Source organism: Pedococcus badiiscoriae (genome assembly GCF_013408925.1).
Taxonomy (GTDB): Bacteria; Actinomycetota; Actinomycetes; order Actinomycetales; family Dermatophilaceae; genus Pedococcus; species Pedococcus badiiscoriae.
Genome location: NZ_JACCAB010000001.1, coordinates 1,478,276 through 1,503,795, shown reverse-complemented (window position 1 = coordinate 1,503,795; position 25,520 = coordinate 1,478,276). Strand labels below are relative to the sequence as shown.

At 70.8% G+C, this 25,520-nt stretch carries 23 protein-coding genes; 14 read left to right on the top strand and 9 right to left on the bottom strand.

Features of this window, described 5'->3' with window-relative positions; translation table 11 throughout:
* Positions 1–126 precede the first annotated feature (126 nt).
* The gene (locus BJ986_RS07190) at positions 127–714 is read left to right on the top strand and encodes a PadR family transcriptional regulator (protein ID WP_179421358.1); all 588 of its coding nucleotides are present in this window, start codon (positions 127–129) and stop codon (positions 712–714) included.
* A gap of 12 nt (positions 715–726) precedes the next feature.
* Complete coding sequence (locus tag BJ986_RS07185; protein WP_179421357.1) at positions 727–1,818, top strand: inositol-3-phosphate synthase; 1,092 nt, start codon at positions 727–729, stop codon at positions 1,816–1,818.
* 192 nt (positions 1,819–2,010) lie between these two features.
* Here the strand turns inward: BJ986_RS07185 and BJ986_RS07180 are convergent, their stop codons facing one another.
* Positions 2,011–3,462, bottom strand: coding sequence for a CCA tRNA nucleotidyltransferase (locus tag BJ986_RS07180; RefSeq protein ID WP_179423605.1), 1,452 nt, complete (start codon positions 3,460–3,462; stop codon positions 2,011–2,013).
* 110 nt (positions 3,463–3,572) lie between these two features.
* On the opposite strand from BJ986_RS07180, the gene BJ986_RS07175 reads away from it, so the two are divergent.
* From BJ986_RS07175 to BJ986_RS07135, 9 genes are all read left to right on the top strand, one after another.
* On the top strand, positions 3,573–4,067 hold the full coding sequence (locus tag BJ986_RS07175; RefSeq protein WP_179421356.1) for an NUDIX domain-containing protein: 495 nt from the start codon (positions 3,573–3,575) through the stop codon (positions 4,065–4,067).
* Positions 4,067–6,151, top strand: a complete 2,085-nt coding sequence (locus BJ986_RS07170) for a DUF6049 family protein (protein ID WP_238338064.1) — start codon at positions 4,067–4,069, stop codon at positions 6,149–6,151. Before BJ986_RS07175 ends, BJ986_RS07170 begins: the two co-directional genes overlap by 1 nt.
* A gap of 39 nt (positions 6,152–6,190) precedes the next feature.
* Positions 6,191–7,834: a murein biosynthesis integral membrane protein MurJ gene (gene murJ / locus BJ986_RS07165; RefSeq protein WP_179421354.1), complete on the top strand. Its 1,644-nt coding sequence runs from the start codon at positions 6,191–6,193 to the stop codon at positions 7,832–7,834.
* 30 nt (positions 7,835–7,864) lie between these two features.
* Complete coding sequence (locus tag BJ986_RS07160; protein ID WP_179421353.1) at positions 7,865–9,943, top strand: hypothetical protein; 2,079 nt, start codon at positions 7,865–7,867, stop codon at positions 9,941–9,943.
* Positions 9,944–9,972: 29 nt separating this feature from the next.
* Positions 9,973–10,521: an RNA polymerase sigma factor SigM gene (gene sigM / locus BJ986_RS07155; protein WP_179421352.1), complete on the top strand. Its 549-nt coding sequence runs from the start codon at positions 9,973–9,975 to the stop codon at positions 10,519–10,521.
* An 85-nt stretch (positions 10,522–10,606) separates the two neighbouring features.
* On the top strand, positions 10,607–11,374 hold the full coding sequence (locus BJ986_RS07150) for a hypothetical protein (RefSeq protein ID WP_179421351.1): 768 nt from the start codon (positions 10,607–10,609) through the stop codon (positions 11,372–11,374).
* 176 nt (positions 11,375–11,550) lie between these two features.
* Entirely contained in the window at positions 11,551–12,555 is a 1,005-nt protein-coding gene (trxB, locus tag BJ986_RS07145; protein ID WP_179421350.1) for a thioredoxin-disulfide reductase, read from the top strand.
* A gap of 40 nt (positions 12,556–12,595) precedes the next feature.
* Positions 12,596–12,922 (top strand): thioredoxin, encoded by a 327-nt coding sequence (gene trxA / locus BJ986_RS07140; protein WP_179421349.1) that lies wholly within the window; start codon positions 12,596–12,598, stop codon positions 12,920–12,922.
* Positions 12,923–13,195: 273 nt separating this feature from the next.
* Positions 13,196–14,425 (top strand): N-acetylmuramoyl-L-alanine amidase, encoded by a 1,230-nt coding sequence (locus BJ986_RS07135; protein WP_337794964.1) that lies wholly within the window; start codon positions 13,196–13,198, stop codon positions 14,423–14,425.
* 76 nt (positions 14,426–14,501) lie between these two features.
* Here the strand turns inward: BJ986_RS07135 and BJ986_RS07130 are convergent, their stop codons facing one another.
* The 8 genes from BJ986_RS07130 to rpmH all read right to left on the bottom strand — a co-directional run bounded on the left by BJ986_RS07130 (position 14,502) and on the right by rpmH (position 20,476).
* The gene (locus BJ986_RS07130; protein ID WP_179421348.1) at positions 14,502–15,659 is read right to left on the bottom strand and encodes a ParB/RepB/Spo0J family partition protein; all 1,158 of its coding nucleotides are present in this window, start codon (positions 15,657–15,659) and stop codon (positions 14,502–14,504) included.
* An 11-nt stretch (positions 15,660–15,670) separates the two neighbouring features.
* Positions 15,671–16,783 (bottom strand): ParA family protein, encoded by a 1,113-nt coding sequence (locus tag BJ986_RS07125; RefSeq protein WP_337794962.1) that lies wholly within the window; start codon positions 16,781–16,783, stop codon positions 15,671–15,673.
* 295 nt (positions 16,784–17,078) lie between these two features.
* Entirely contained in the window at positions 17,079–17,849 is a 771-nt protein-coding gene (gene rsmG, locus BJ986_RS07120) for a 16S rRNA (guanine(527)-N(7))-methyltransferase RsmG (RefSeq protein WP_179421347.1), read from the bottom strand.
* Positions 17,850–17,889: 40 nt separating this feature from the next.
* Positions 17,890–18,576 carry a Jag family protein gene (locus BJ986_RS16295; protein ID WP_238338063.1) on the bottom strand — a complete coding sequence of 229 codons (687 nt, stop codon included), beginning with the start codon at positions 18,574–18,576 and terminating at the stop codon, positions 17,890–17,892.
* 11 nt (positions 18,577–18,587) lie between these two features.
* Entirely contained in the window at positions 18,588–19,610 is a 1,023-nt protein-coding gene (gene yidC / locus BJ986_RS07110) for a membrane protein insertase YidC (RefSeq protein ID WP_179421346.1), read from the bottom strand.
* A gap of 101 nt (positions 19,611–19,711) precedes the next feature.
* Positions 19,712–19,963 (bottom strand): membrane protein insertion efficiency factor YidD, encoded by a 252-nt coding sequence (yidD, locus tag BJ986_RS07105; RefSeq protein WP_179421345.1) that lies wholly within the window; start codon positions 19,961–19,963, stop codon positions 19,712–19,714.
* Entirely contained in the window at positions 19,960–20,328 is a 369-nt protein-coding gene (gene rnpA, locus BJ986_RS07100) for a ribonuclease P protein component (RefSeq protein WP_179421344.1), read from the bottom strand. The genes yidD and rnpA overlap by 4 nt, the downstream gene beginning before the upstream one ends.
* Positions 20,329–20,338: 10 nt before the next feature.
* Positions 20,339–20,476: a 50S ribosomal protein L34 gene (gene rpmH, locus BJ986_RS07095; RefSeq protein ID WP_140739978.1), complete on the bottom strand. Its 138-nt coding sequence runs from the start codon at positions 20,474–20,476 to the stop codon at positions 20,339–20,341.
* Positions 20,477–20,964: 488 nt separating this feature from the next.
* Here rpmH and dnaA point away from each other — a divergent pair, with 488 nt between their 5' ends.
* From dnaA to gnd, 3 genes are all read left to right on the top strand, one after another.
* The gene (gene dnaA / locus BJ986_RS07090) at positions 20,965–22,467 is read left to right on the top strand and encodes a chromosomal replication initiator protein DnaA (RefSeq protein WP_179421343.1); all 1,503 of its coding nucleotides are present in this window, start codon (positions 20,965–20,967) and stop codon (positions 22,465–22,467) included.
* A gap of 734 nt (positions 22,468–23,201) precedes the next feature.
* Positions 23,202–24,335, top strand: coding sequence for a DNA polymerase III subunit beta (dnaN, locus tag BJ986_RS07085; RefSeq protein WP_179421342.1), 1,134 nt, complete (start codon positions 23,202–23,204; stop codon positions 24,333–24,335).
* A gap of 110 nt (positions 24,336–24,445) precedes the next feature.
* The gene (gene gnd, locus BJ986_RS07080; RefSeq protein WP_179421341.1) at positions 24,446–25,516 is read left to right on the top strand and encodes a phosphogluconate dehydrogenase (NAD(+)-dependent, decarboxylating); all 1,071 of its coding nucleotides are present in this window, start codon (positions 24,446–24,448) and stop codon (positions 25,514–25,516) included.
* Positions 25,517–25,520 lie beyond the last annotated feature (4 nt).

Sequence of the window (25,520 nt, the reverse complement as noted above, 5' to 3'; positions counted from 1 at the left end):
TTCCGGAACGTACTCCAGATATATCGGTTCGATATATCTGGTGTACGCTACCTCCGTCTGCCGAACACACGGGGACTGCCACGGACGAGGTCCGTGCGTTGAACGCGAAGGGAGGTGCTGCCAGTCATGAGCCGTCGTTCCGAACTGCTCGAGTTCGCCGTCCTCGGTCTCCTGCACGAGAGCCCCATGCACGGCTACGAGCTGCGCAAGCGCCTCAACGCGGCGCTGGGCGTCTTCCGGGCGCTCTCCTACGGCACCTTGTACCCCTGCCTGCGTGGGCTGCTCGACCAGGGCCTCATCGCGGAGGCAGTCAGCACCCAGCACACGGCAGCCACCTCCGGATCCAAGCGGGCCCGCATCGTCTACGAGCTGACGGCCGACGGCAAGGAGCACTTCCAGGAGCTGCTCAAGGAGGCCGGGCCCACCGCGTGGGAGGACGACACGTTCGACGTCCACCTCGCGTTCTTCGCCCGCACCGAGGCCGAGGTGCGGCTGCGCATCCTCGAGGGGCGCCGGAGCCGGCTGGAGGAGCGGTTGGAGAACATCCGCACCAGCTCGGCCAAGAACCGCGAGCGCTTCGATACCTACACCACCGCTCTCGAGCGGCACGGCCTGGACTCCGCCGAGCGCGAGGTCCGCTGGCTCAACGAGCTCATCACCGCCGAGCGGAACATCCCCGCCTCGGCCACCAACCCCACCGCACAAAAGCTCTAGAAGGAGTAACCCATGGGATCCGTTCGCGTCGCCATCGTTGGCGTCGGCAACTGCGCCAGCTCGCTGGTGCAGGGTGTCGAGTACTACAAGGACGCCGACCCGGCTGGCAACGTCCCCGGGCTCATGCACGTCACCTTCGGTGACTACCACGTCAAGGACGTCGAGTTCGTCGCCGCCTTCGACGTGGACGCCAAGAAGGTCGGCTTCGACCTCGCCGAGGCCATCGGCAACTCCGAGAACAACACCATCCGCATCGCCGACGTGCCGCCCACCGGCGTCACCGTGCAACGCGGTCACACCTACGACGGCATCGGCAAGTACTACGCCCAGACCATCGAGCAGTCCGATGCCGAGCCCGTGGACATCGTCCAGGTCCTCAAGGACACCAAGGCCGACGTGCTCGTCTCCTACCTCCCGGTGGGCTCCGAGGTCGCCGACAAGTTCTACGCCCAGTGCGCCATCGACGCCGGCGTGGCCTTCGTCAACGCCCTGCCCGTCTTCATCGCCTCCGACCCCGAGTGGGCTGCCAAGTTCGAGGCTGCCGGCGTGCCGGTCATCGGTGACGACATCAAGTCGCAGGTCGGCGCGACCATCACGCACCGCGTGATGGCCAAGCTGTTCGAGGACCGTGGCGTGACGCTGGACCGCACCTACCAGCTCAACGTCGGCGGCAACATGGACTTCAAGAACATGCTCGAGCGCGAGCGCCTCGAGTCCAAGAAGGTCTCCAAGACCCAGGCCGTCACGTCCAACCTCACGGGCGCGCTGGCCGGCCTGACGGACAGCCGCAACGTCCACATCGGCCCGTCGGACTACGTCGCGTGGCTCGACGACCGCAAGTGGGCCTACGTCCGCCTCGAGGGTCGCGCGTTCGGCGACGTCCCCCTGAACCTCGAGTACAAGCTCGAGGTCTGGGACTCCCCCAACTCGGCCGGCATCATCATCGACGCCATCCGTGCGGCGAAGATCGCCAAGGACCGCGGCATCGGCGGCGCGCTGATCAGCGCCTCGTCCTACCTCATGAAGTCCCCGCCCGTGCAGCGCGAGGACACCGAGGGTCGCACCAAGCTCGAGGCCTTCATCGCAGGCACCGAAGAGCGCTGACGCTCGGACGCATACGAAAGGGGCACCTGACCACGTGGTCGGGTGCCCCTTTCGTATGCCGGAACGGCGCGCCAGGCCCTCGCACCCCGAGGAGCGGAAGTCTGTGCACAGACGTGGCGCCTTCTGCGCGGAGACCGGCTCCGTGCGCACTGGCACGGAGCTCTGTGCACAGACCCCCGCTCCCCGCGACGCTCACGGACCGGTCGGCTCCGCGGAGGACTCGGGCTGCTGCGCCCACCAGTCGCGCAGCTCCTGCTCGACGGCGTCCTGGCCGATGATCCCCCGGTCGAGGCGCACCTCGAGGAGGTGGGCGTAGGCGCGACCCAGCACCGGGCCCGGCCTGATGCCCAGGACGGCCGCGATCTGGTTGCCGTCGAGCTCGGGCCGCACCTTGGCCAGCTCCTCGGCCTCCATGAGGGCCTCGATGCGGACCTCGAGGGCGTCATAGGTCTGCGAGAGCCGGGCCGCCTTGCGGGCGTTGCGGGTGGTCGAGTCCGACCGGGTCAGCCGGTGCAGCCGCGGGAGCAACGGCCCGGCATCCGTGACGTAGCGGCGCACGGCGGAGTCGGTCCAGGCGCCGTCGCCGTAGCCGTGGAACCGCAGGTGCAGCTCGACCAGGCGCGACACCGCCTTGACGGTGTCCTTGTCGAAGCGCAGCGCCTTGAGCCTCTTCGCGGTGAGCTTCGCGCCGACCACCTCGTGGTGGTGGAACGAGACGCCGCCCCCCGCCTCGAACCGGCGGGTCGCGGGCTTGCCGACGTCGTGCAGCAGCGCGGCCAGCCGGAGCACCAGGTCCGGTCCCGGCACCGAGGACTCCGGTCCGTCGGGCGGTCCCTCGAGCGCGATCGCCTGGTCGAGGACGGTCAGCGAGTGCTCGTAGACGTCCTTGTGGCGGTGGTGCTCGTCGACCTCGAGCTTGAGCGCCGGCAGCTCGGGCAGCACGTGGTCGGCCAGACCCGACTCGACGAGCAGCCGCAACCCGGCCCGCGGCTGCGGGGCGAGCAGGAGCTTGGTCAGCTCGTCGCGGACCCGCTCGGCCGACACGATCTCGATCGACGGCGCCATCGCCCTCATCGCCTCGCGCACCTCGGGGGCGACGTCGACGCCGAGCTGCGCCGCGAACCGGCAGGCGCGCATCATCCGCAGCGGGTCGTCGCCGAACGACACCTCGGGGGGCCCCGGGGTGCGCAGGCGCCGCGCGGCGAGGTCCGCCAACCCGGCATACGGGTCGACGAACTCCATCGACGGAAGCCGCATCGCCATCGCGTTGACGGTGAAGTCACGCCGGACGAGGTCGTCCCCGAGGTTGTCGCCGAAGGCCACCACGGGCTTGCGGGACTGACCATCGTAGGCATCCGCGCGGTAGCTCGTGACCTCGACCGTGTGCTCGCCGCGCCGCGCACCGATCGTGCCGAACTCGCGTCCGATGTCCCAGTGGGCGTCGGCCCACGGCCGGAGGATCGCGAGCGTCTCGTCCGGGGTCGCGCTGGTGGTGAAGTCGAGGTCGGGCGAGAGCCGGCCGAGGAAGGCGTCGCGCACCGGACCGCCGACCAGGGCGAGCTCGTGGCCCTGCGCCGCGAAGAGCTCACCGAGCTCGGTCAGCAGCGGCACCACCGGCGCGAGGTGGGCCGTGGCCCGACGCATCAGCTCGGGCAGCAGCGGCGCCCCGGACGCGGGGGCAGGGCCGGTCTGCGGCTCGCGGGGATCGGCGGTGGACACGGAGGTCAAGGGTAGGCGCTCGTTAGAGTGGCAGCGTGACCTCCCCCGCTCGCGACCCCGAAAGGCTGGTGCCCGCCCGGCCCCGGCTGCCCGCGGTCGAGGAGCGCTCCGCCGGGGGAATCGTCGTCGACGTGCACGAGGGCGTCGCCCGGATCGCGGTGATCGCGCGCCGCAACCGCGCCGGCCGGATCGAGTGGTGCCTGCCCAAGGGGCACCTCGAGAACGACGAGACGCTCCAGCAGGCGGCGGCCCGCGAGGTCGAGGAGGAGACCGGCATCGAGGGCCGCGTCCTGACCGAGCTCGGCACCATCGACTACTGGTTCGCGACCGGCCAGCGACGGGTGCACAAGTTCGTCCACCACTACCTGCTCGAAGCCACCGGGGGCCATCTCACCATCGAGAACGACCCCGACCACGAGGCGATCGATGTCGCCTGGCTGCCGCTGCGCGAGGCCCACGAGCACCTCACCTTCCCCAATGAGCGACGCATCGCGAGGCAGGCCTGGGCGCGTCTGGCCGGGGACGGGTGATGCACCGCGCCTCCGTATGCCGCGTGCTCCTCGCGGCCGCGATCGCGCTGCCTCTGGGAGCCGCGACTCCCGGGACGGCCTCGGGTGTGGCCTCGAGGGCAGGTGTGGGTAGGGGCTCGGCGTCGGCCACGAGCGTCGCCCTCGCCCTCACGGGAATGACTCCCGCCGTCGCCCTGCCCGGCCAGGACCTCGTCGTCACCGGGACGATGCGCAACGACGGCTCCAGGCCCCTCAACGGACCCACCGTGGCCGTCGTGATGCCCACCGACGACACCTCCCTGCGGTCGACCCGCGAGGCCGTCCAGAACTGGGCGACCGAGGTCGGCCCGGCCCAGGGCACCGTCGTCGGCCGGACCCGGCTCGCCGGCGCGGTGCCGGCCGGGGGGACGGCGACCTTCTACGTCACGGTGCATCGACTGGCTTCGCTGGGACGGGCGGCCTACGGCGCCATCCCGCTCAGCGTGCAGACCGGCACCGCCAGCGTCCGGACCTTCGCCGGCTACCAACGGACCAAGCAGTACGAACCCATCTCGATCAGCTGGGCCGTGCCGCTCACCCTGGACCCGGACCCCCAGCTGTTCGGCGGCCCGGGCGCCGGCCGGCAGAAGGCCTGGAGCGACGCCCTCGCCGACGGGTCCCGGGTCAGCCGGGTCATCGACGCCACCCAGGACGCGCCCGTCACCTGGGCGATCGACCCCACCCTCACCCCCACGCTGCTCCAGAGGGGCGTGGACATCGGCTCGAGCGCCGCCCAGAGTGACCCGGAGACGGCGATCCGCACCGCGACCCAGACCCGCATCACCGACGCCGCAGCGCGGCACACCCCGTGGGTCCTGCCTGACACCGACGCCGACCTCGCCGCGGTCGCCGGGGCCAGCACGGCCCAGTCCCTGATGCGCACCCTGGTGGCGCGCTCGCAGGCGGTCGCCCAGAGGCTCGGCGGACGCGCGGACGTGGCGTGGCCGGCCGACGGCGGCTACACCTTGACCCGTGAGACCGCCCTGCGGCGGCTCTTCCAACAGCCGGCCCTCGCCGGACAGGTGACCTCGGCCGCGGTGCTGACCACCCCGGGCACGACCAACTCGCCCGGCTCGGCGCAGCGCAGCACGACCGGCTTGCCCCTCCTGGCATACGACGACGCGCTCAGCACCCTGCTCACCCAGACGACGTCCGCATCCGCAGGGGTGCTGAGCACCCAGCAGTTCGTGGCCGACTCGGTGGCACTGCTCAACGAGCTGCCCGGCACGCAGGGGCGCAGCGTCTTCGTCGCGGCCCCCCGCTCGTTCAACCCCGACCCCGCGGCAGCCCGGGCCTTCTTCGCCGCCGTGGACAGCATCCCCTGGCTCACCCCCACGACGACCGACGTCCTCCTGGCCAGCGCCAGGCACGCGGTCGGGACGGCAGCCGCGCCGGTGACCCGGCCCACGGTCGAGCCCGGCGGTGGCCAGCCCGTCCTGACCAGTGCCCGGATCAGCCAGCTCGAGCAGACGGTCCGGACCGTCCGGGGTGTCGCCCAGATCCGCGACGACGGCAACGAGTTCCTGCGCACCTGGGCCCGCGCCGCCGAACAGCTCGCCTCGACCCGCTGGCGAGCCGCCCCGACCGCCTGGGACACCCTCAGCGGCGGGGTCACCCAGGCGGCCAGGCAGACGACCACGGCGGTCAAGGTGTCGGCCAGCACCATCAACTTCCTGGCGGACTCCGGACGGCTGCAGATCACCGTGACGAACGACCTGGCCGTGCCCGTCGGGAACGTCAAGCTCACGGTGGAAGCGTCCAACCTGCGCCTGCGCATCGACAGCCAGCCCCCCATCTTGCGGATCGGCCCCAAGAGCAGGGCCACCGTGTCCGTGAGCGTGACCGCGCTCGCCGCCGGGTCGGTCCCGCTCCGGACCAGGTTGACCACGCCGGACGGCACGGTCATCGGCGAGGGCGCCGACGTCCAGGTCCGCGTCACCCCGACGGGCAACTGGGTCTACGGCGGGCTGGCCGCGGTGGGCGGGCTCGTCCTACTGCTCGGTATCGTGCGCACCGTCCGACGACGCCCCGGCGCCCGGCTCCCGCGAGAGGCCACCACCGCATGACCGACGACCAGCCGACGACCACGTCATGAGAGGCCTCTCATGACGGACCGGCCCGCCGGCGAGCAGAGCCTCGCCAGGTCCAGCGCCCTGATGGCGGCCGGCACCGTCGTGTCCCGCGTCCTGGGGTTCGGCCGCGCGGCCCTGCTCAGCGGCGTCATCGGCATCGGGCTCGCCGCCGACACCTTCCAGGTCGCCAACACCCTGCCGAACCAGTTCTACCTGCTGCTCGCCGGCGGGGTGCTGAACGCCGTCCTCGTCCCGCAGATCACCAAGGCCGCCAGCCACGACGACGGCGGGCACGCCTTCGTGAACCGGCTGCTGACCCTGTCGCTGGCCCTGCTCGTCGGGGCGACCGTGCTGGTGACGCTCGCCGCTCCCCTCCTGGTCCGGGTCTTCGCGACCCGCGAGTGGGACGCCCACGCCGTCGGGCTGGCGGTGGCGTTCGCGTTCATCTGCCTGCCGCAGGTGTTCTTCTACGGGCTCTACACGCTCTTCGGCCAGGTGCTCAACGCCCGCGGGCACTTCACGGCATACATGTGGGCACCGGCGCTGGCCAACCTCGTCGCCATCGGCGGCCTGCTGTGGTTCAAGCTCGCCTTCCCCGCCAACGTCAAGGTCGGCGCCTGGACCCCCCTGATGATCTGGGTCCTGGCCGGCACCGCCACCCTCGGGGTGGCGGTGCAGGCGGTCGCCCTGTGGCTGCCGCTGCGCGCCAGCGGGTTCCGCTACCGCCCCGTCTGGGGGTTTCGCGGCGTCGGTCTCGGCAGCGCCTCGAGGGTCGCGGGCTGGACCTTCGCCGCGGTGGCCCTCAGCCAGGTCGGCTACATCGTCACGTCGCAGGTGATGACCCGGGCCGGTCACCAGCTGTACGTCCGGGGCGAGGAGGGCGCGGGGCTCGCCGCGTACGGGTACGCCTTCCTGCTGTTCATGCTCCCCCACTCGCTCATCACCGTCTCGCTGGTCACCGCCCTGTTCACCCGGCTGTCCAACGCCGCGCACCAGGGCGACGACGCGGAGGTCGTCGCCGACCTCGGACGAGGGCTGCGGATGCCGGCCGTCCTCCTCGTGCCGGGCACGGTGGCGATGATCCTGCTCGGGACCCAGGTGGCACGGGTGGCGTTCTTCGACAACTCACCCGCCGAGTCCTCCGCCATCGGCCGGGTGATGATCGCGATGATGCTGGGGCTGGTCCCGTTCGGGTGGCTGTACCTCATCCAGCGGGTCTTCTACGCCTACGAGGACGCCCGGACGCCGTTCCGGCTCCAGCTCGTCGTCACCGTCGTGGCGACCATCGCCAACCTCGTCGCCGCAGTGGTAGACCCCACGCACACCGGGGTGGTCGTGGGCCTCGGGCAGACCGTGAGCAACCTCGCGGCCGCCGTGCTCGGGTTCGTCCTGCTGCGTCGCCGGCTCGGGTCGCTGAGGCTGAGCGCGAGCGTCCGCAGCTACGTGCGGCTCGGCCTGGCCTCCGTCGCCGCCGGGGCCGTCACCTGGCTGGTGCTCCGTGCCCTCGAGGCTGCCGGGCAGGAGCGCACGTCGTGGACCGGCGCCCTCACCGAGGTGGTCGTCGGAGGTGGGGTGTTCGTGCTGCTCGCCCTCGGTCTGGCGCACGCGATGCGGGTCGAGGAGGTCGGGCTGCTGCTCGATCCCCTGGTACGACGCCTGCGGCGACGCCGCTCCTGAGCGGTCACGCCATAGGATGACCCCGCACCCGTGCTGGGACCTCAGGACTGGTGCACCAGGAGCGACCCGTCCATCGACACCGCAGGAGGCAGCGTGCACGGGGTAGGCCCTTCGACCGTGCTGGGCGGCCGGTATGCCGTGCAGCGCCGGATCGAGCAGCTGCCGAGGGCCGAGCGCTGGTCAGCCGCCGACACGACGCTCGAGCGCGACGTCGTCATCGTGTGCTTCGCGGAGGACGAGACGCACGCCGAGGCCACCCTCGATGCCGCCCGTCGCGTGGCCGGCCTCGACAACCACCGTCTCGTGCGGGTGCTCGACGTGGGCCGGTCCGACGGGATCGCCTTCTTCGTCGAGGAGGCCATCCACGACGCCCACTCACTCGCCCAGATCCTCCAGCAGGGGGGACTGCCCGCCGAGGAGGTCCGCCGCATCGTCGGCGAGACCGCGACGGGCCTCGAGGCCGCCCGCGGCCGGGGACTGCACCACCTGCGCCTCACCCCTCACTCGGTGCTGCGCGACCACGACGGCACCATCAAGGTGCGGGGCGTGGCCACCCTCGCCGCGATGGCCGCCGAGGACGACCTCGACGCCACGCAGGCGGCGCGCGTCGACGCCATCGGGGTCGTCGCACTCACGTATGCCGCGTTGACCAGCCGGTGGCCGCTGCCCGGCTCGGTGGCCGGCGTGGAGTCCGCCCCGCGCGTGGTCGGGGGCGTCCCGGCTCCGTCCGAGATCGCCGCGGGTGTCCCCGGTGACCTCGACGCGCTCTGCCGCCTCACCCTGAACGAGGACCAGGGCCCGCTCACACCCGGGGACTTCGCCTCCCAGATCGCGCCGTGGGCCACGGCTCAGGTGAACGGGGTCGGGCGCACCACCCCGGTCGAGGACGGCATGGCGCGGACCATCGCGCTGCCGATGGACGAGCTGCGCGCCGAGCTCGCGGACCAGAGCGGCAAGGCGTCCGGCATCGCCGCCGAGACCGTGCTGCTTCCGGCCGTGGACAGCCCGCGCCCCGCCGCAGCGGCCCCCGCGACGGGCAGCACGGCGCCCAGGTTCGACCCGCTCAGTGGTCCGGCCGCCCACTCAGGCGTTTCGGGCGCGGCAGGCGCGGCAGGCGCGGCAGGCGTCGGAGGTCAGGCTGACCCCGCTGCTCCCGGGAGCGGCGAGCCGGGCGCGGGAGCGGCGGCAGCAGCCCAGGCCGCCGCCGCGGCGAGCGCGGTCGGGGCCGCCCTCGGCACCGCCGGTCAGGTGGCTGGTCAGGCGGCCGGTGCCGCGGCCCAGCGCGTGGGCAGCTTCGCCCGAGCGGCCGCCGACAAGGCTGCCGAGCGGCGCGCGATGCGCCAGGCGGCCGAGGAGCGTGCCGACCAGCGCCGGATCTCCCTCGACGAGGCCCTCGTGGAGGGGGCGGAGCCGTTGGACCCCCCTCTGCCGTTGCTCCTGCCGGCCGAGACCGGGGCCCCGCCCACCCGCGACCAGTCCAAGTTCGTCCTGGCGATCGTGGCGGCGTTCCTGATCCTGGCCATCGTGGTCGGCTTCTACGGTGCGTCGAAGATCGGCTCCAACACCAACCTCGGTCTCGGCAACCCTCCCGCTCCGAGGGGCACGGTCAAGGTGACGGCCCCGGCGGTGACGGTCACGCCGACCCAGCCGGGCGCCTTGGCGGGTTCGGGCGGCCAGCAGACCTTCCCCATCCTCGGCGCCACCGGCTTCGATCCCGAGGGGGACGGTGCCGAGCGCAACGGGGAGGCCCCGCGGGTGTTCGACGGCAAGGACACCACCTTCTGGAGCTCCGAGGGGTATGCGTCAGCGAAGCTCGGCGGCCTCAAGAAGGGGGTGGGAGTGCGCCTCGACCTCGGCCAGGCCCGTGCCGTGACCACCGTCAAGCTGGTCCTGCCCAACCCCGCCGACGTGACGGTGTACGTCGGGGACGACCCCCGCAGCCTCAGCAGCGCCAAGGAGGTCGGCTCCTCGCAGGGCAAGTCGGGTGAGGTGGTCCTCAAGGCCCCCGCCCCGGTCAAGGGCCAGTACGTCTTCGTGTGGTTCACGAGCGTGTCCCAGGTCAGCGACGGGCGGTTCCGCGCCACGCTGGCCGAGGTCACGGTCAGCTGACCCGCACCGGGCGGCAGGGCGGCATACCGATGAGCACCCTCCCGCTGCAGGAACGCGACGACCGCGAGCTGCTCCGCGCCCACCTCGACGGCGACCCGGACGCCTTCGGTGAGCTGTTCCGCCGGCACCGCGACCGGATGTGGGCGGTCGCCCTGCGCACCACGCGCAACCGTGAGCTGGCCGCGGACTGCGTGCAGGACGCCTTCATCTCGGCCTTCCGGCGGGCCGAGTCCTATCGCGGCGACGCAGCCGTCACGACCTGGCTGCACCGCATTGTCGTGAACGCCTGCCTCGACCGGCTGCGACGCGACCGGCCGACCAGCCAGCTGCCCGAGCACGAGCTGTCCGACAAGCGCGACGCGCAGGCGTCGGTCGACACCAGGCTCGACGTCCGCGAGGCTCTCGACCGGCTGCCCGAGGGTCAGCGGATGGCGCTCATCCTGGTGGACATGCACGGCCTGTCCGTCGCCGAGGCGGCCGCCGTCCTGGAGGTCGCCGAGGGCACCGTGAAGTCGCGCTGCAGCCGCGGTCGTGATGCCATGGCAGAGCTGCTCAGGGAACCATCGGGGCAGCCGTGACGTCGTACACATGTCGCTCCTGCTGTGTGTTTCCCGGCATCCGCGCGTCTCGATTCCTGGTCCTCGACGTCTGGAGGTTCTCGTGGTGAGCACCCCACCCGTGCCCCCCGTGGACAAGGGCGACCCCGAGCACGACCCGACCGGTATCCGCGAGCTCCTGTCCGCCCTGCCAGACCCGGGCCCGATGCCGGCCGACCTGGTCGCACGCATCAACGCCTCCATCGCCGCCGAGCAGCTGGCCCGCGAAGGTGGCACCGTCGTCCCGCTGCGCCGCCGTCGGTGGGGGTGGCAGCAGGTCGGGGTGGCGGCCGCGGCGGCCGCGATCCTCGGTTTCGGCCTCCCGGCGCTGCTCACCGGCACCGGGCCCGGGGACGTCATTGCCTCCCTCAGTGGCCTGGGCTCCGCCCACAGCGCCAGCAGCGGGGCTGCTGCGAGGAGTGAGGGGATGACGGCCTCCAGCGCCTCCCCGGGCGCCCCACCCGCCAGCGCGGCGGACCAGCGGGCCGGCGGGGCGCTCGGTCCGGTCGTGCTGGGGACCAGCGGCACGGCCTACACCGCCGCCCGCCTCGCTACCCAGGCTCGCACGGCCGTCCACGGCGTCCTGGAGAGCGGCGCGGCCCCCAAGGCGAACGGGGCTGCAGCCGCGCAGAGCGCGCTCGGCCTGCGCGCCTGCCTCACCGCCCTGGGGGTGAAGGCCTGGATGGCGGTGCGCGGTGACATCGCGACCCTCGACGGGGCCCCCGCCGTCGTCGCCGTGGTGACCAGCGGCACCCGGCGGACCGTGTATGCCGTGTCCCCGGCCTGCGACGCCACGCACCCCTTGGTGCTGGCCGGGCCGCTCGCGATCCCCTGAGCAGGCGCACGGCGCGCAGGGCGCGCGGGGGGCGGCTCTGAAGCGGGGCGGCAGCTGTTCGGCGCGTCGTGGCACGGCGCACCGGTGGGGAACATCGAGGGCCTACGATCGGTTGCAGACACAGGCACCGTATGTAGCGGTGCACCGCCTTCTCGACCACAAGGGGCTGTAACCGCGTGAGCACCACCGCACCTGCCGACATCCGCAGTCTGATCATCATCGGCTCCGGTCCAGCGGGCTACACCGCCGCCGTCTACGCGGCTCGGGCCAACCTCAAGCCGCTGCTGTTCGAGGGCGCCGTCACCGCTGGTGGCGCGCTGATGAACACCACCGAGGTCGAGAACTTCCCCGGCTTCCGCGACGGCATCATGGGTCCCGACCTGATGGAGAACATGCGGGCCCAGGCTGAGCGGTTCGGCGCCGAGATCATCACCGACGACGTCGAGTCCGTGTCCCTCGAGGGAGACGTCAAGACCGTCACCGATGCCGAGGGCAACACCTACCGGGCGCACGCCGTGATCCTCGCGATGGGGTCGGCCTACCGTGAGCTCGGCCTGCCCGACGAGAAGCGGCTCTCCGGCCACGGGGTGTCGTGGTGTGCGACCTGTGACGGCTTCTTCTTCCGCGACCAGGACATCGCCGTCGTCGGCGGCGGGGACTCGGCCGTCGAGGAGGCCACCTTCCTCACCAAGTTCGCCCGCTCGGTGACCATCGTGCACCGCCGCGACAAGCTGCGGGCCTCCAAGATCATGGCCGAACGCGCCCTGTCGAACGAGAAGATCAAGTTCGCCTGGAACTCCGCCGTCGAGGCCATCCACGGTGACGCCAAGCTGACCGGGATCACGCTGCGCGACACCGTGACCGGCGAGACCCGCGAGCTGCCTGTCACCGGCCTGTTCGTCGCCATCGGGCACGACCCGCGCAGCGAGCTCGTCAAGGGCTCGGTCGAGCTCGACGACGAGGGCTACGTGCTCGTCCGGGGTCGGACCACGCTGACCAACCTGCCGGGCGTCTTCGCCTCCGGCGACCTCGTGGACCACACGTACCGGCAGGCCATCACGGCCGCTGGTTCGGGCTGTGCCGCGGCCCTGGACGCCGAGCGCTTCCTGGCCGCCCGCGAGCACGCCGGCGCCCCCGCGAGCGACGCCGCGCTGACCGACGAGCCCGCCCTCACCCACTGATCCGACCCCCAACCACAGCACCACCGAAAGGAGCCCCCGAGTGGGAGCCATCAAGGACACCACGGACGCAACCTTCGAGGTCGACGTCCTCCAGAACGACAAGCCGGTCCTGGTGGACTTCTGGGCACCCTGGTGCGGCCCGTGTCGCGCCGTCGCCCCGGTCCTCGAGGAGCTGGCCGTCGCGCACGCCGACAAGATCGACATCGTCAAGCTCAACACCGACGAGAACCTCGCGGTGAGCAGCCGCTACGGCATCACCGGCATCCCGACGCTCAACGTCTACGTCGGTGGCGAGGTCGTGAAGACCCTCGTGGGTGCGATGCCCAAGCCGAAGCTCGTGCGCGAGCTCGCCGACTACCTCGGCTGACCCACCCTCTGGCGGTATGCCGGCCGCGCCCCCTCCGGGCGCGGCCGGCGTCGTCGTCTACCCGCGTGCTCGTCGGGCCGTCCTTCGCGCCGAGGGCATGCCAGTCAGGGCGTCCACGGGCGACCTGGTCCGGTTGGTCCGTGGCCGCGTTCTGACTTAGGCTCGGGCGTCGGCCACCATGCTCCGTGACCCCGGTGCACCACCGCTGACCTGCGCAAACGCCATCCACCAGCCCATACACCGGGCCGAACGCCGATCACCTGAGGAGGCCGTGTGTCCGACAGCAAGAACGGCCTGCTCGGCCTCGGCAGCCACGGCCCCGCTGTCCTGGACGTGCGCGCCCGGCTCGCCGCCCTGCCACCCGACCAGCTGCCCGAGAGGCCGGATCTCGGCCCTCCGGCGACCGATGCCGCCCACGGCAACGGAAGCGCGGACGGTGCGGGCGGGGCGCCCTTCGACCCGGCCCTCTTCGATGCGTCCCTCGAGCGCGCGGTGCGGGCCTTCCAGCAGCACAAGGGCCTGATCGTCGACGGCGTCGTGGGCCCTGAGACCTTCACCGCCATCGACGGCGCCCGCTGGGCCCTCGGCGACCGCATCCTCCAGCACGTCCCGGGCCACCTGCTGCGCGGCGAGGACGTCGTGACGCTCCAGGAGCGTCTCAACACCCTCGGTTTCGCGGCCGGCCGGGTGGACGGTCGGTTCGGACCCGCCACGGAACGGGCCGTACGCAGCTTCCAGCGCGCCTACGGGCTGTCGGGCGACGGTTCGGTCGGTCCCGACACACTGCGAGCCTTCATGGACCTGCGGCGCTCGGTGTCCGGGGGTTCGGCCAACGTCCTGCGTGAGCGCGAGCTCGTGCGCCGGTCCGGGCACAGCCTCACCGGCCGCACGGTCGTGCTCGATCCCGGCCATGGCGGCAGCAACACCGGCGCGACAGCCCACGGACTCGTCGAGTCCGAGCTCGTCATGGACCTCGCTCGCCGGATCGAGGGTCGACTGACGGCCATCGGCGTCACGGTCCTCTACACGCGCACCGAGCACACCTGCCCCACCGAGGACGAGCGCGCCGCCCTGGCCAACGACGCCGGAGCCGACCTGGTCCTGTCGCTGCACTGTGACTCCCACGGCGCCCCGGGGGCCAGCGGGGTGGCGACCTTCTTCTTCGGCCGCGACCGCAAGACCTCGTGGTCCGCCGTCGGCGAGCACCTCGCCGACCTCGTGCTGCGAGAGGTCGTGGCCCGCACGGGCCTGGAGAACTGCCGCTCGCACGGCCGTTCCTGGGCCCTGCTGCAGCAGACCCGGATGCCGGCCGTGCGCATCGAGGCGGGCTACCTGTCGCACCCCGCCGACGCCGCACGGCTGGCCGACCCCGCCTTCCGGGACACCCTCGCCGAGGCCGTGCTGGTCAGTCTGCAGCGGCTGTACCTCGGCGACGACGACACGGCGACCACCGGTGTCCTGCGGCTCGGGGACCTGCGCGACTACCTCGCCTCCCACGGCTGATCCTGCGGCGAATCCGCTACTCCCCCAACGAAATTCCGCGCGCGGAAGGGCGGGGTGCGCTGGCGAGCGGCCCGCGTCAGCTGCTGCGGTCGAGGCCGAGCATGTCGACGATCCGGTTGAGGTCCTCGACCGAGGCAAACTCCACCGTCAGCTTGCCCTTGCGCTGTCCCAGGGCGATGTTGACCCTCGTGTCGAACCGGTCGGACAGCCGAGCCGCGAGGTCGTCGAGCTGCGGATGCCGGTTGCCGGCCCGCGGGCGACGCGGCTTCGCCACGTCGTCCGGTCCGCCCACGGCGACGATCTCCTCGACATTGCGGACGCTCAGTCCCTCCGCCACGATCCGCTGGGCCACTCGCTCCATGGCGGCGCTGTCCGGGAGCCCCAGCAGGGCGCGCGCGTGACCGGCTGACAGGACGCCGGCGGCGACCCGACGGGCCACCAGTGGGGGCAGCTTGAGGAGTCGCAGCGTGTTGGAGATCTGCGGCCGCGAGCGGCCGATCCGGGCGGCCAGCTCGTCGTGCGTGCAGCCGAAGTCCTCGAGCAGCTGCTGGTATGCCGCGGCCTCCTCGAGCGCGTTCAGCTCGCTGCGGTGCAGATTCTCCAGGAGGGCGTCCCGCAGGAGGTCGTCGTCCTCGGTCTCCTTGACGATCGCGGGCACGGTGGCGCGGCCGGCTTCCTGCGAGGCGCGCCAGCGACGCTCTCCCATGATGAGCTCGTAGAGGACGCCATCGGGGGCGTGGCCGAGCTGGTCAGGCCCCTGACCTGCGGGAATGGGCCTGATGACGATGGGTTGGAGCACGCCGATCTCGGTGATGGAGTGGACCAGCTCGGCCATGTCGTCCTCGTCGAACACCGACCGGGGCTGACGCGGGTTCGGGCGGATCTGCTCCACCGGGATCTCGCCGTAGGACACCCCGGGCACCGGCGCCAGGCCGTGCGGGTTGTCCGTCGCGGCAGAGGGCGCCGAGTCATCCGAGCTCGCCCGGCCGTTCGAGTCCGCCGTGCCGTTCGAGTCCGCTGTGACGTTGGATTGCGCCGTACCGTTCGAGCCCTCCGTGCCGGCGGAGCCGTCAGCCTGGCGTTCCGGGGCGTCGACGGGAGCGTCGATGGTGGCAGTGGCGCCGGGGCGCTGGTCCGGGAAGAAGACGTCCACGGGACGGCCGTTGGGGGAGGTCGGGGCGTTGGGGATGAGGGCACCCAGGCCCCGGCCGAGTGCGCGGCGCTTCTCGCTCATGGTGTCTTCTCTCAGTTCTGGGTGGACGCGGTCGAGTGGTCGGCGGTGGCGGCGCCGCGGTCGGCAAGCTCGGCAGCGGCCCCGAGGTAGGACAGGGCGCCACTGGAGTTGGGGTCGTAGGTCATCACGGTCTGGCCATGGCTCGGCGCCTCGGAGATGCGCACGGAACGAGGCACGGTGTTGCGCAGGACCTGCGCGGGGAAGTGGTTGCGGACCTCTTCGGCGACCTGCGCCGAGAGCCGGGTCCGACCGTCATACATCGTCAGCAGGATGGTCGACACGTGCAGCGACGGGTTCAGGTGGTTGCGGATCAGCTCGATGTTCTTGAGGAGCTGCGACAGGCCCTCGAGCGCGTAGTACTCGCACTGGATCGGGATGAAGACCTCCTGCGCCGCGACGAAGGCATTCACGGTGAGCAGGCCGAGGCTCGGCGGGCAGTCGATCAGGACGTAGTCGGGCGCCGGGCCGTCATTCTCGGTGGCCTCACGCAGGTAGGTCGCGATCGCCTTCTGCAGGCGCGTCTCGCGGGCCACCAGCGAGACCAGCTCGATCTCGGCACCGGCGAGGTCGATCGTGGCGGGAGCACACCACAACCCGGCGATATCCGGACACTCCTGGACAACGTCGGCCATCGGCGTGCCATCCACGAGGACGTCGTAGATGCTCGGCACCTCGGCGTGGTGGTCGATTCCGAGGGCAGTGCTCGCATTGCCCTGGGGGTCGATGTCGATGACCAACACGGTGAGCCCGGCCTGCGCCAGCGCGGCGGCCACGTTCACCGTCGTGGTCGTCTTGCCGACCCCTCCCTTCTGGTTGGCCACCGTGAGGACGCGGGTGGCCGTCGGCTTCGGGAAGACCCGCCCGGTCAGGGCGATCCGCTTGCGCGCATCCTCCGCGACCGCCTGAGCCAGAGGCGTGTCCCGGTCAGCGACGGGGAGAGAGGAAGCCAGCTCCTCGCGCTCCTCCGTTTCACGTGAAACGACAGCAGCCAAGGCCTCCTCGGCCGCCGCCGAGTCGACTCTGGAGCTGCCGGCCGGCGTGGTCCCGACCTCAGCCTCGTCGAGACCATCCGTTTCACGTGAAACGGTGACGGCGCTGCCGTCCCCTGCGCCGATTCCGGTCACCGAGTCATCCCCTGCCGTCAGATTCGTGCCGTTCGTGGAGTGCTCGTCCCGCTCGGTCTCGCGGACGGGGATCGAGGCCGTTTCACGTGAAACCGCCTCGACCTTCGGCTGCCGGCCATCGAGGGGCCAGCCGAGAGGGGTGCTGGGGCGGTCTGGCCGCCGCGGCCATCCGAGTCCCTTGGTCAGTTGGAGTGTTGCTGTGCTCACGCACTTACCTCGTTGGCCATGGACATCATCCAACCCTAGATCGCGCGAGGGTCACAACGCGGGAGGCGGCGCCGGACGCACGAGTCCATCAGGAGCGCTTCCCGGAACGACGGGCGGAGGCGCGCCGGGGAGCCGGACGGGCGCCCAGGGTGACCTGGAGCGTGGTCGTCGCCACAGGCAGCAACCCCGCGCCATAGGTCACGACCCTCGCCTCGACCATCCCCAACCTGCGCAGCACCTTCTCCTCAGCTGCCAGCTCGGCCGGGGCGGACTCCCCCTTGAGGGCGACGAGCGTGCCGCCGTCGGCGAGTAGCGGGAACGTCCACCGAGCGAGCTTGTCGATCCGGGCGACCGCCCGTGCCGTGGCATACGGCGCCGTCAGCGTCCCGGCGAACTCCTCGGCCCGCCCGCGGTGGACGGTGCAGTTCTCGAGCCCGAGCTCGGCGATGGTGGTCGAGAGCCAGGTGGTCCGACGCAACATCGGCTCCACGAGGTGGAGGTGAAGGTCGGGTCGCACGATGGCCAGGGCCAGGCCGGGCAGTCCCGCGCCTGAACCCACGTCGACGACGCTTGCACCCTCAGGGAAGGCCTCGTGCGCCACGGCACAGTTCAGGATGTGCCGGTCCCACAGGATCGGCACCTCCCTCGGACCGATCAGCCCGTGCGACACCCCGGTGTCAGCCAAGATCGCAGCGAATCGCTCGGCCAGGGCCACATGGGGTCCGAAGACGACCGCGGCGGCAGCCGGCGCGGTGGGAGCCGGAAGGGCGGCGGGGGGAGCACCCTCGGACGACGCGACGGGCGCGGTCCCGGTCTCACCGGTCCCGCGCCCGTCGTCAGTGCGTTCGTGCGACGTCATGCGTCCTGTTTCACGTGAAACACGCAGGTGTCGACCGTGGTCATGCCGGCAGCACCACGACAAAGCGCCGGGGCTCGACACCGTCAGACTCGGATGTGAGGCCGGCAGCGAGCACCTCGTCGTGCACGACCTTGCGCTCGAAGGCCGTCATGGGCTCCAGCTCGGCCTTCTCGCCCGATGCCTTGACCTGCTCGATGACCGCGTGGGCCACCTCGACCAGGGATGCCCGACGCTCGGCCCGGTGGCCGGCGACGTCGAGCATCAGACGGCTGCGCTCACCAGTGGCCGACTGCACGGCGAGGCGAGTCAGCTCCTGCAGCGCGTCCAGGACCTTGCCGTCCTGGCCGACCAGCCGACGCGGCACGCGGCCCTCGTCGGAGTCGACGATGGATACCGCGGCACGATCGCCGTCCACATCGACGTCGATGTCACCGTCGAGGTCCGCGATGTCGAGCAGGGTCTCCAGGAAGTCAGCCGCGACCTCGCCCTCGCGCTCGAGGTCGGCCACCTTCGTCGGGCGACGGCGGGCCTCGCCCGCCTCGTCAACCGTGTCGTCAACCGTGTCGTCGTCGTCTCCCGCGGGCTCAGCGGTCGCCGGAGCGTCGGGGGCGGGGGCGTCGAGCGCCGGCACCGTCTCACCGGTCTGGGCTTCGGTGGTCTGGCTGGGGTTGGTCTGGTTGGGGTCGGTCTGGGTGTCGTCCACCACGGTGTTGTTCTGCTCGGTCATGGTGGTCACTCTCAGTTGTCGGTCTGGGGCTTGGGGTCGGTGGTGGCACCGCCGGTGGTCGGCTTCTTGGCCGAACCCACCGCAGCGCCCTTCTTCTTCTTGTTCCGCGTGGGCTGCACCCGCTGGCCGCTCGGCTTGGGCGCCTCGGTGTCCTCCGCCTTGTCCAGGCCCTTGACGGTGAACTCCTCGACCGGCTTGCCCTTCTTGCGACGCCGCTCCTGCATGGCCTTCTCGGCCAGCGACCCCGGTGCGGGCATCTTGCGGATCACGTAGAACTGCTGGCACATGGACCAGACGTTGGTGGTGAGCCAGTAGAGCAGCACACCGATGGGGAAGTTCACGCCGGAGATGGCGAAGAACAACGGCATCAGGTAGAGCAGCATCTTCTGCTGCTTGGCGAACGGGTTGTCCAGCGCCGAGGCCGGCATGTTCTTCATCATCAGCTGGCGCTGGGTGGTGAAGGTGCTGGCGGACATGAGCACGATGAGCAGGATCGTGACGATCTGCACGGTGATGCTGTTGGCGCCGATGAACTTGTCGGACAGCTGGGCACCGAAGAACGTCGACGTCTCGGCCTCGCCCGCGAGCTTGCGGGTGATCGGGCCGATGGGGGCGATCGTGCCGTTGGAGATGTTCTTGAGCCCGTTGAGCACGCGGAACAGCCCGAAGAAGAAGGGGGACTGCAGCAGGATGGGCAGGCACGAGCTGAACGGGTTGGTCCCGGTCCGCTTGTACAGGTCCATGGTCTCCTGCGTCATCGCCTGACGGGAGTCCGGGTCCTTCTTGTCCTTGTACTTCGCCTGGATCTTCTGCATCTCGGGCTGGATGAGCTGCATCCGTCGCGAGGCGTGGATCTGCTTGACGAACAGCGGGATCATCGCGGCCCGCATCACCACCACGAGGCCGACGATGGACAACGTCCACGCGACGCCCGAGTCGGACGGGATGCCGAGGGTCGTGAACAGGGAGTGCCAACCCCACAGGATCCACGACACGATCCACTCGAACGGGTAGATCAGGTCACTGAAGCTCATGTCGTCCTCAATCTGGTGGTGGGCCGTCGAGGTGACGGTTCACCGGTGGTTCCGGCCGTGCGACGGGTATGCCGCGCGGCCGGCAGGTCTGGTGCCCGCCGCTAGGCGGCGTGAGCTGGTCGTGCTGGAACGTGGTCGACCCCACCCGCGGCCCAGGGGTGGCACCTAGCCAACCGCTTGGCGGCCAGCCAGGTTCCCTTGACCGGCCCGAAGCGCCTGATCGCGGTGAGCGCGTAGGCCGAGCAGGAGGGGTAGTACCGGCAGCTGGGGGGAGTCATGGGGGAGATGAAGCGCTGGTAGAACACCAGCAGCCCGATCAGGGGCGCGGCGACGACCTTCGTGAGCACGCTCATGCCCGTACTCCGCCGAGTCGTGCGGTCACCCGTGCGAGGAGACCGTCCAGCTCGAGGCCGAGTGACGACGAATTCGCCTGTGCTGCAAAAGGATTCGCCCGGACCACGAGGTCGACCCCCAGGGGCAGGGAGCCCACCCGAGCAGCCATCAGCGCGCGCAGGCGACGCTTGGTCCGGTTCCGGACGACCGCTCCACCCACGGCTTTGGAGACAACAAAACCGACCCGCGGCGGTTGTCCCGCACGCGCGTCGGCCTGGTTGGCGTGAACCACGATCAGCGTGGAGCCAGCTCGAGCTCCCCTGGGCCCCCGAAAGGTCGCCGCGAAGTCCGAACTCGCACGGAGCCGGTGCCCCGCGGGCAGCACGGGGTCGGCCTCAGGCGGAGAGCTCGGTGCGGCCCTTGGCGCGGCGGGCCGACAGGATGGCGCGACCGGCGCGGGTGCGCATGCGCAGGCGGAAGCCGTGGGTCTTGGCCCGACGACGGTTGTTCGGCTGGAAAGTACGCTTGCTCACGAGGATCTCCGTTACTGGTCAGGCCCGGGTGGCCTGCTGAGTGCATGGGCGGCTGGGGGTCGGCCGCAATCGGAGACCCGCAAAGCCGATCTTCGGTGGTTGGCACCGGCGATCGAGGGCGTCACGGGCATGCGAAAACGGCCGACAGGCCGGTTCCAAGGTACGCGAGCGCCCACGGCAGGGTCAAACCAGCGCCGGCCACGCGGCATACGAGGGGGTCGTGAAACGTCAATAGCACCCACTTTGGCGCATTTCCCCCAGACACGCCGTGGAGGTAGGCTCATTTTCCGCAGGGGGGCACCCAATTTCCGCCGTTTCGCTTGCCCGGCCAGCCCGCGGTTGTTAGCGTCCCTCCTCGTCCCATCCCTTGCCCACAGGTTGTGGATAACTATGTGGATAAGGCACAGTGATGGTCGGGCACGGCGGACCAGGCACGACGGCCCTTGCGTCACGCAGCAGCCAGACAGTCGGAAGGGGATGTGGGACCGGTGAGTGAGACAGATCTGGACTTCACACAGATCTGGCAGAACACCATCGCCACCCTCGATGCCGACGGCCTCCCCGCCCGGGAGCGCGCGTTCCTCACCCTGGCCCGCCTCGCCGGCCTGCTCGACGGGACCGCCCTGGTCAAGGTGCCCAACGACTACACCAAGGACGTCGTCGAGCAGCGGGTCCGCGACGCCGTCACCCAGGCGCTGTCCTCCCAGCTCGGCGAGCCGGTCCAGCTCGCCGTCACGGTCGACACGTCCCTCGACGAGTCCCACCACGGTGAGGACACGACGGGGTTCGTCGGCGACCAGCAGCTGGGCGCGGCCCAGCACGAGCTCGGTCACCAGCTCCCGCCGCAGCACGGCCAGCCCGCCCACCATGCCCCGGTCGACAACGTCTACCCGCTCACCCCGGCCGCCGAGCCGCAGCGCCGCCCCCGCGACGAGGTCCCGAGCATCACCGACGAGTCGGCGACCAGGCTCAACCCCAAGTACACCTTCGACACGTTCGTCATCGGTGCGAGCAACCGGTTCGCCCATGCGGCCGCGGTGGCCGTGGCCGAGGCGCCGGCCAAGGCGTACAACCCGCTGTTCGTCTACGGGGAGTCCGGGCTCGGCAAGACGCACCTGCTGCACGCGATCGGGCACTACGCCCGCAACCTCTACCCGCACGTCAAGGTGCGCTACGTGAACTCCGAGGAGTTCACCAACGACTTCATCAACAGCATCCGCGACGACAAGGCGGCCGGGTTCCAGCGCCGCTACCGCGACGTCGACGTGCTGCTCATCGACGACATCCAGTTCCTGCAGGGCAAGGTGCAGACGCAGGAGGAGTTCTTCCACACGTTCAACACCCTGCACAACGCCAACAAGCAGGTCGTCATCACCAGTGACCTCCCGCCCAAGCTGCTGTCCGGCTTCGAGGAGCGGATGCGCAGCCGGTTCGAGTGGGGCCTGCTCACCGACGTCCAGCCGCCCGACCTCGAGACCCGCATCGCGATCCTGCGCAAGAAGGCCATCCAGGAGCGCATGAGTGCGCCCGACGAGGTGCTCGAGTTCATCGCGAGCCGGATCTCGACGAACATCCGCGAGCTCGAGGGCGCCCTGATCCGGGTCACCGCCTTCGCCAGCCTGAACCGGCAGAGCGTCGACATGGGCCTGGCCGAGATCGTGCTCAAGGACCTCATCCCCAACGAGCAGGGCTCCCAGATCACCAGCGCGACGATCATGGCCCAGACCGCCGCCTACTTCGGCCTGACCATCGAGGACCTCTGCGGCACCTCGCGCTCGCGCGTCCTGGTGACCGCCCGCCAGATCGCGATGTACCTCTGCCGCGAGCTGACCGACCTCTCGCTGCCCAAGATCGGCCAGCAGTTCGGTGGACGCGACCACACGACGGTCATGCACGCGGACAAGAAGATCCGTCAGCTGATGGCCGAGCGCCGGGCGATCTACAACCAGGTCACCGAGCTCACGAACCGGATCAAGCAGCAGTCCCGCTGACATCTTCCGCCCGACTCGGGGCCGATCCAGGCCGGATCCACCGAGATCTCCCCACCCGCCGACGGGTTCTCCACAGGCTTGTGCACAGGTGTGCGGGCCTGTTCACCTCCGCGCGACCTTCGCGCATCTCGTGCTCAGCCGAGCGTGGATCGCGCCCCACATCCGGACATTTCGGGAACCTGGCCCATGGTCCACACCTGTGGACAACTCTGTGGGTATGTGGACTGTCCGTCCCGCCATCCACCGAACGGCTGATTTCCGTTCCCCGCCCGTTCGCCGTCGGCAACCAGGGCTGTGGACAAACAGTGGACAACCCGTGCACGAGGTCCGCCCTGCCTGTGGACAACGGGGTATGCCGTGTGGAGAGGGTGTGGGCGGCGTCGGCGTCTCCACAGCCCGCACCAGGTTGTCCGCTGCGTTGTCCACCCGGCATACACACCGGACGCGCCGCCGTGACCTGCACCGATGCGCGTCGTCCACAGGATCCACACCCCCTATGACAACGACTACCCATCTCCACTCAGCGATCCAGCCCCGAGTACCAACCCTGACGAGCACCAGCTCCAGACCCACGAATGACAAGAACAAAACGCAGCGACGATCAGCGACCCGGATTGACCCATCCGGGTTGGCCGAGTGCACCCTGAGCACTAGGGTCAGTGCGCAGTCACATTCGTGAGTCACATTCTTGAAGTTTCGGCGGCGGGGCCGCGTGCGAAGGGCAGGTAGTCACGGTGAAGTTCCGGGTCGAACGTGAAGTCCTCGCCGACGCCGTGACCTGGGTGGCCCGCGGCCTCCCGGCCCGCCCCCCGGTCCCGGTCCTGGCGGGTGTCCTCATCGAGGCGAACGACGAGGGCACCCTGACCCTCTCGGCCTTCGACTACGAGGTCTCGGCCAAGATCACCGTCGCTGCCGAGGTCGCCGAGGGCGGCACGGTGCTCGTCCTGGGCCGGTTGCTGGCCGACATCTCGCGCAACCTGCCCGGCAAGCCGGTCGACATCGCCACCGAGGGATCCAAGGTCTCCGTGGTGTGCGGCTCCTCGCGCTTCAGCCTGATGCAGATGCCGGCGGACGACTACCCGACCCTGCCGACCTCCCCCACGGCCAGCGGGACCATCGCCGGTGACGTGTTCACCCAGGCCGTCGCCCAGGTCGCCATCGCGGCCGACCGCGGCGACACCCTGCCGATTCTCACGGGCGTGCGGGTCGAGATCGACGGCGACAAGATGACCCTGCTCGCGACGGACCGCTACCGGTTGGCCATGCGCGAGCTCACCTGGAACCCCGAGGCCACCGACGCCAGCCACCTCGCGCTCGTCCCGGCGCGCACGTTGTCCGAGACGGCCAAGGCCCTCGGCGCCTCAGGGTCGATCGAGGTCGCCCTCGGATCCTCGGCCGGTGGCGACGGGCTGGTCGGCTTCGAGGCCGGGCAGCGCCGCACCACCACCCGACTGCTCGACGGCGAGTACCCCAAGGTCACCTCGATCTTCCCCACCACCGTCGACACCGAGGCGGTCCTCAAGACTTCCGAGCTCACCGAGGCCGTGAAGCGCGTCGCCCTCGTGGCAGAGCGCAACACCCCGGTCCGGTTGAAGTTCACCGACGGCCAGGTCGCGATCGAGGCCGGCACCGGTGACGACGCCCAGGCGTCCGAGGCGGTCGAGTCGACCCTGACCGGGCCCGAGCTCGAGATCGCGTTCAACCCGCAGTTCCTGCTCGACGGCCTCGGCGCGGTCGGCACCGACTACTCGCGGTTCTCCTTCACCCAGCCCTCGCGCCCGGCGGTGCTGTCCGGCCAGGACGAGCTGGACGGCGAGGCCGACACCTCCTACCGCTACGTGCTGATGCCTGTTCGCTTCGCGAGCTGACCACCCCCGGGCGTAGCCTGAGCACGCGCACCACGGGGTATGCCGCGTAGCCGGCTTCGCGGCACACCGCACCACCCACACGCTCCACCCATTCGAAAGGGCGTCGTTCCATGCAGCTCGGTCTGATCGGTCTCGGCAAGATGGGCGGCAACATGCGCGAGCGGCTGCGCCGCGCGGGGCACGAGGTGGTCGGCTTCGACCGTAACCCCGCGGTGTCGGACGTGAAGTCGATGGCTGCCCTGGTGAAGGCGCTCGACGCCCCCCGGACCGTGTGGGTCATGGTGCCGTCCGGCGCCCCGACGCGGGACACGGTCACCCAGCTCGCGAAGCTGCTCGACAAGGGCGACATGGTCATCGACGGCGGCAACAGCCGGTTCACCGACGACTTCGAGAACGAGAAGCTCTTGAAGGCCGAGGGCGTCGGCTACCTCGACTGCGGCGTCAGCGGTGGCATCTGGGGCCTGGAGAACGGCTACGGCCTGATGGTCGGCGGTTCGGCGGCCAACGTGCGCAAGGCGATGCCGATCTTCGACGCGCTGCGCCCCGAGGGTCCGCGCGAGGAGGGCTTCGTCCACGCCGGCAAGGTCGGCGCGGGGCACTACACGAAGATGGTGCACAACGGCATCGAGTACGGCCTGATGGCGGCGTACGCGGAGGGCTACGAGCTGCTCGAGGCCAAGGACATCGTGACCGACGTCCCGGGGGCCTTCAAGGCCTGGACCCGCGGCACCGTCGTCCGGTCGTGGCTGCTCGACCTGCTGGTCGCCGCCCTGGAGAAGAACCCGCACCTCGAGGACGTCTCGGGCTACACCGTCGACTCGGGCGAGGGCCGGTGGACCGTCGAGGAGGCGATCGCCAACTCCGTCCCCATGCCGGTCATCTCCGCGTCGCTGTTCGCCCGGTTCGCCTCCCGCCAGCAGGAGTCCCCCACCATGCAGGCCGTGGCGGCGCTGCGCGGCGGGTTCGGTGGGCACCAGGTGATGTCCGTCGCCGAGGGCGAGAAGCTGCGCGCCGAAGGGGCGCCGAAGCACGAGAAGGCCGTCGCGGCCAAGGCTGCCACGAAGGAGAAGCCGACCAAGAGTGCGGCCAAGGCGGCTGCCAAGGGACGCAAGGCAGCCAGTGCCGGCCCGTCCTCCGGCACCGGGTCCACCACCAAGCGCGCCGCCAAGAAGTCCAGCTGACCCA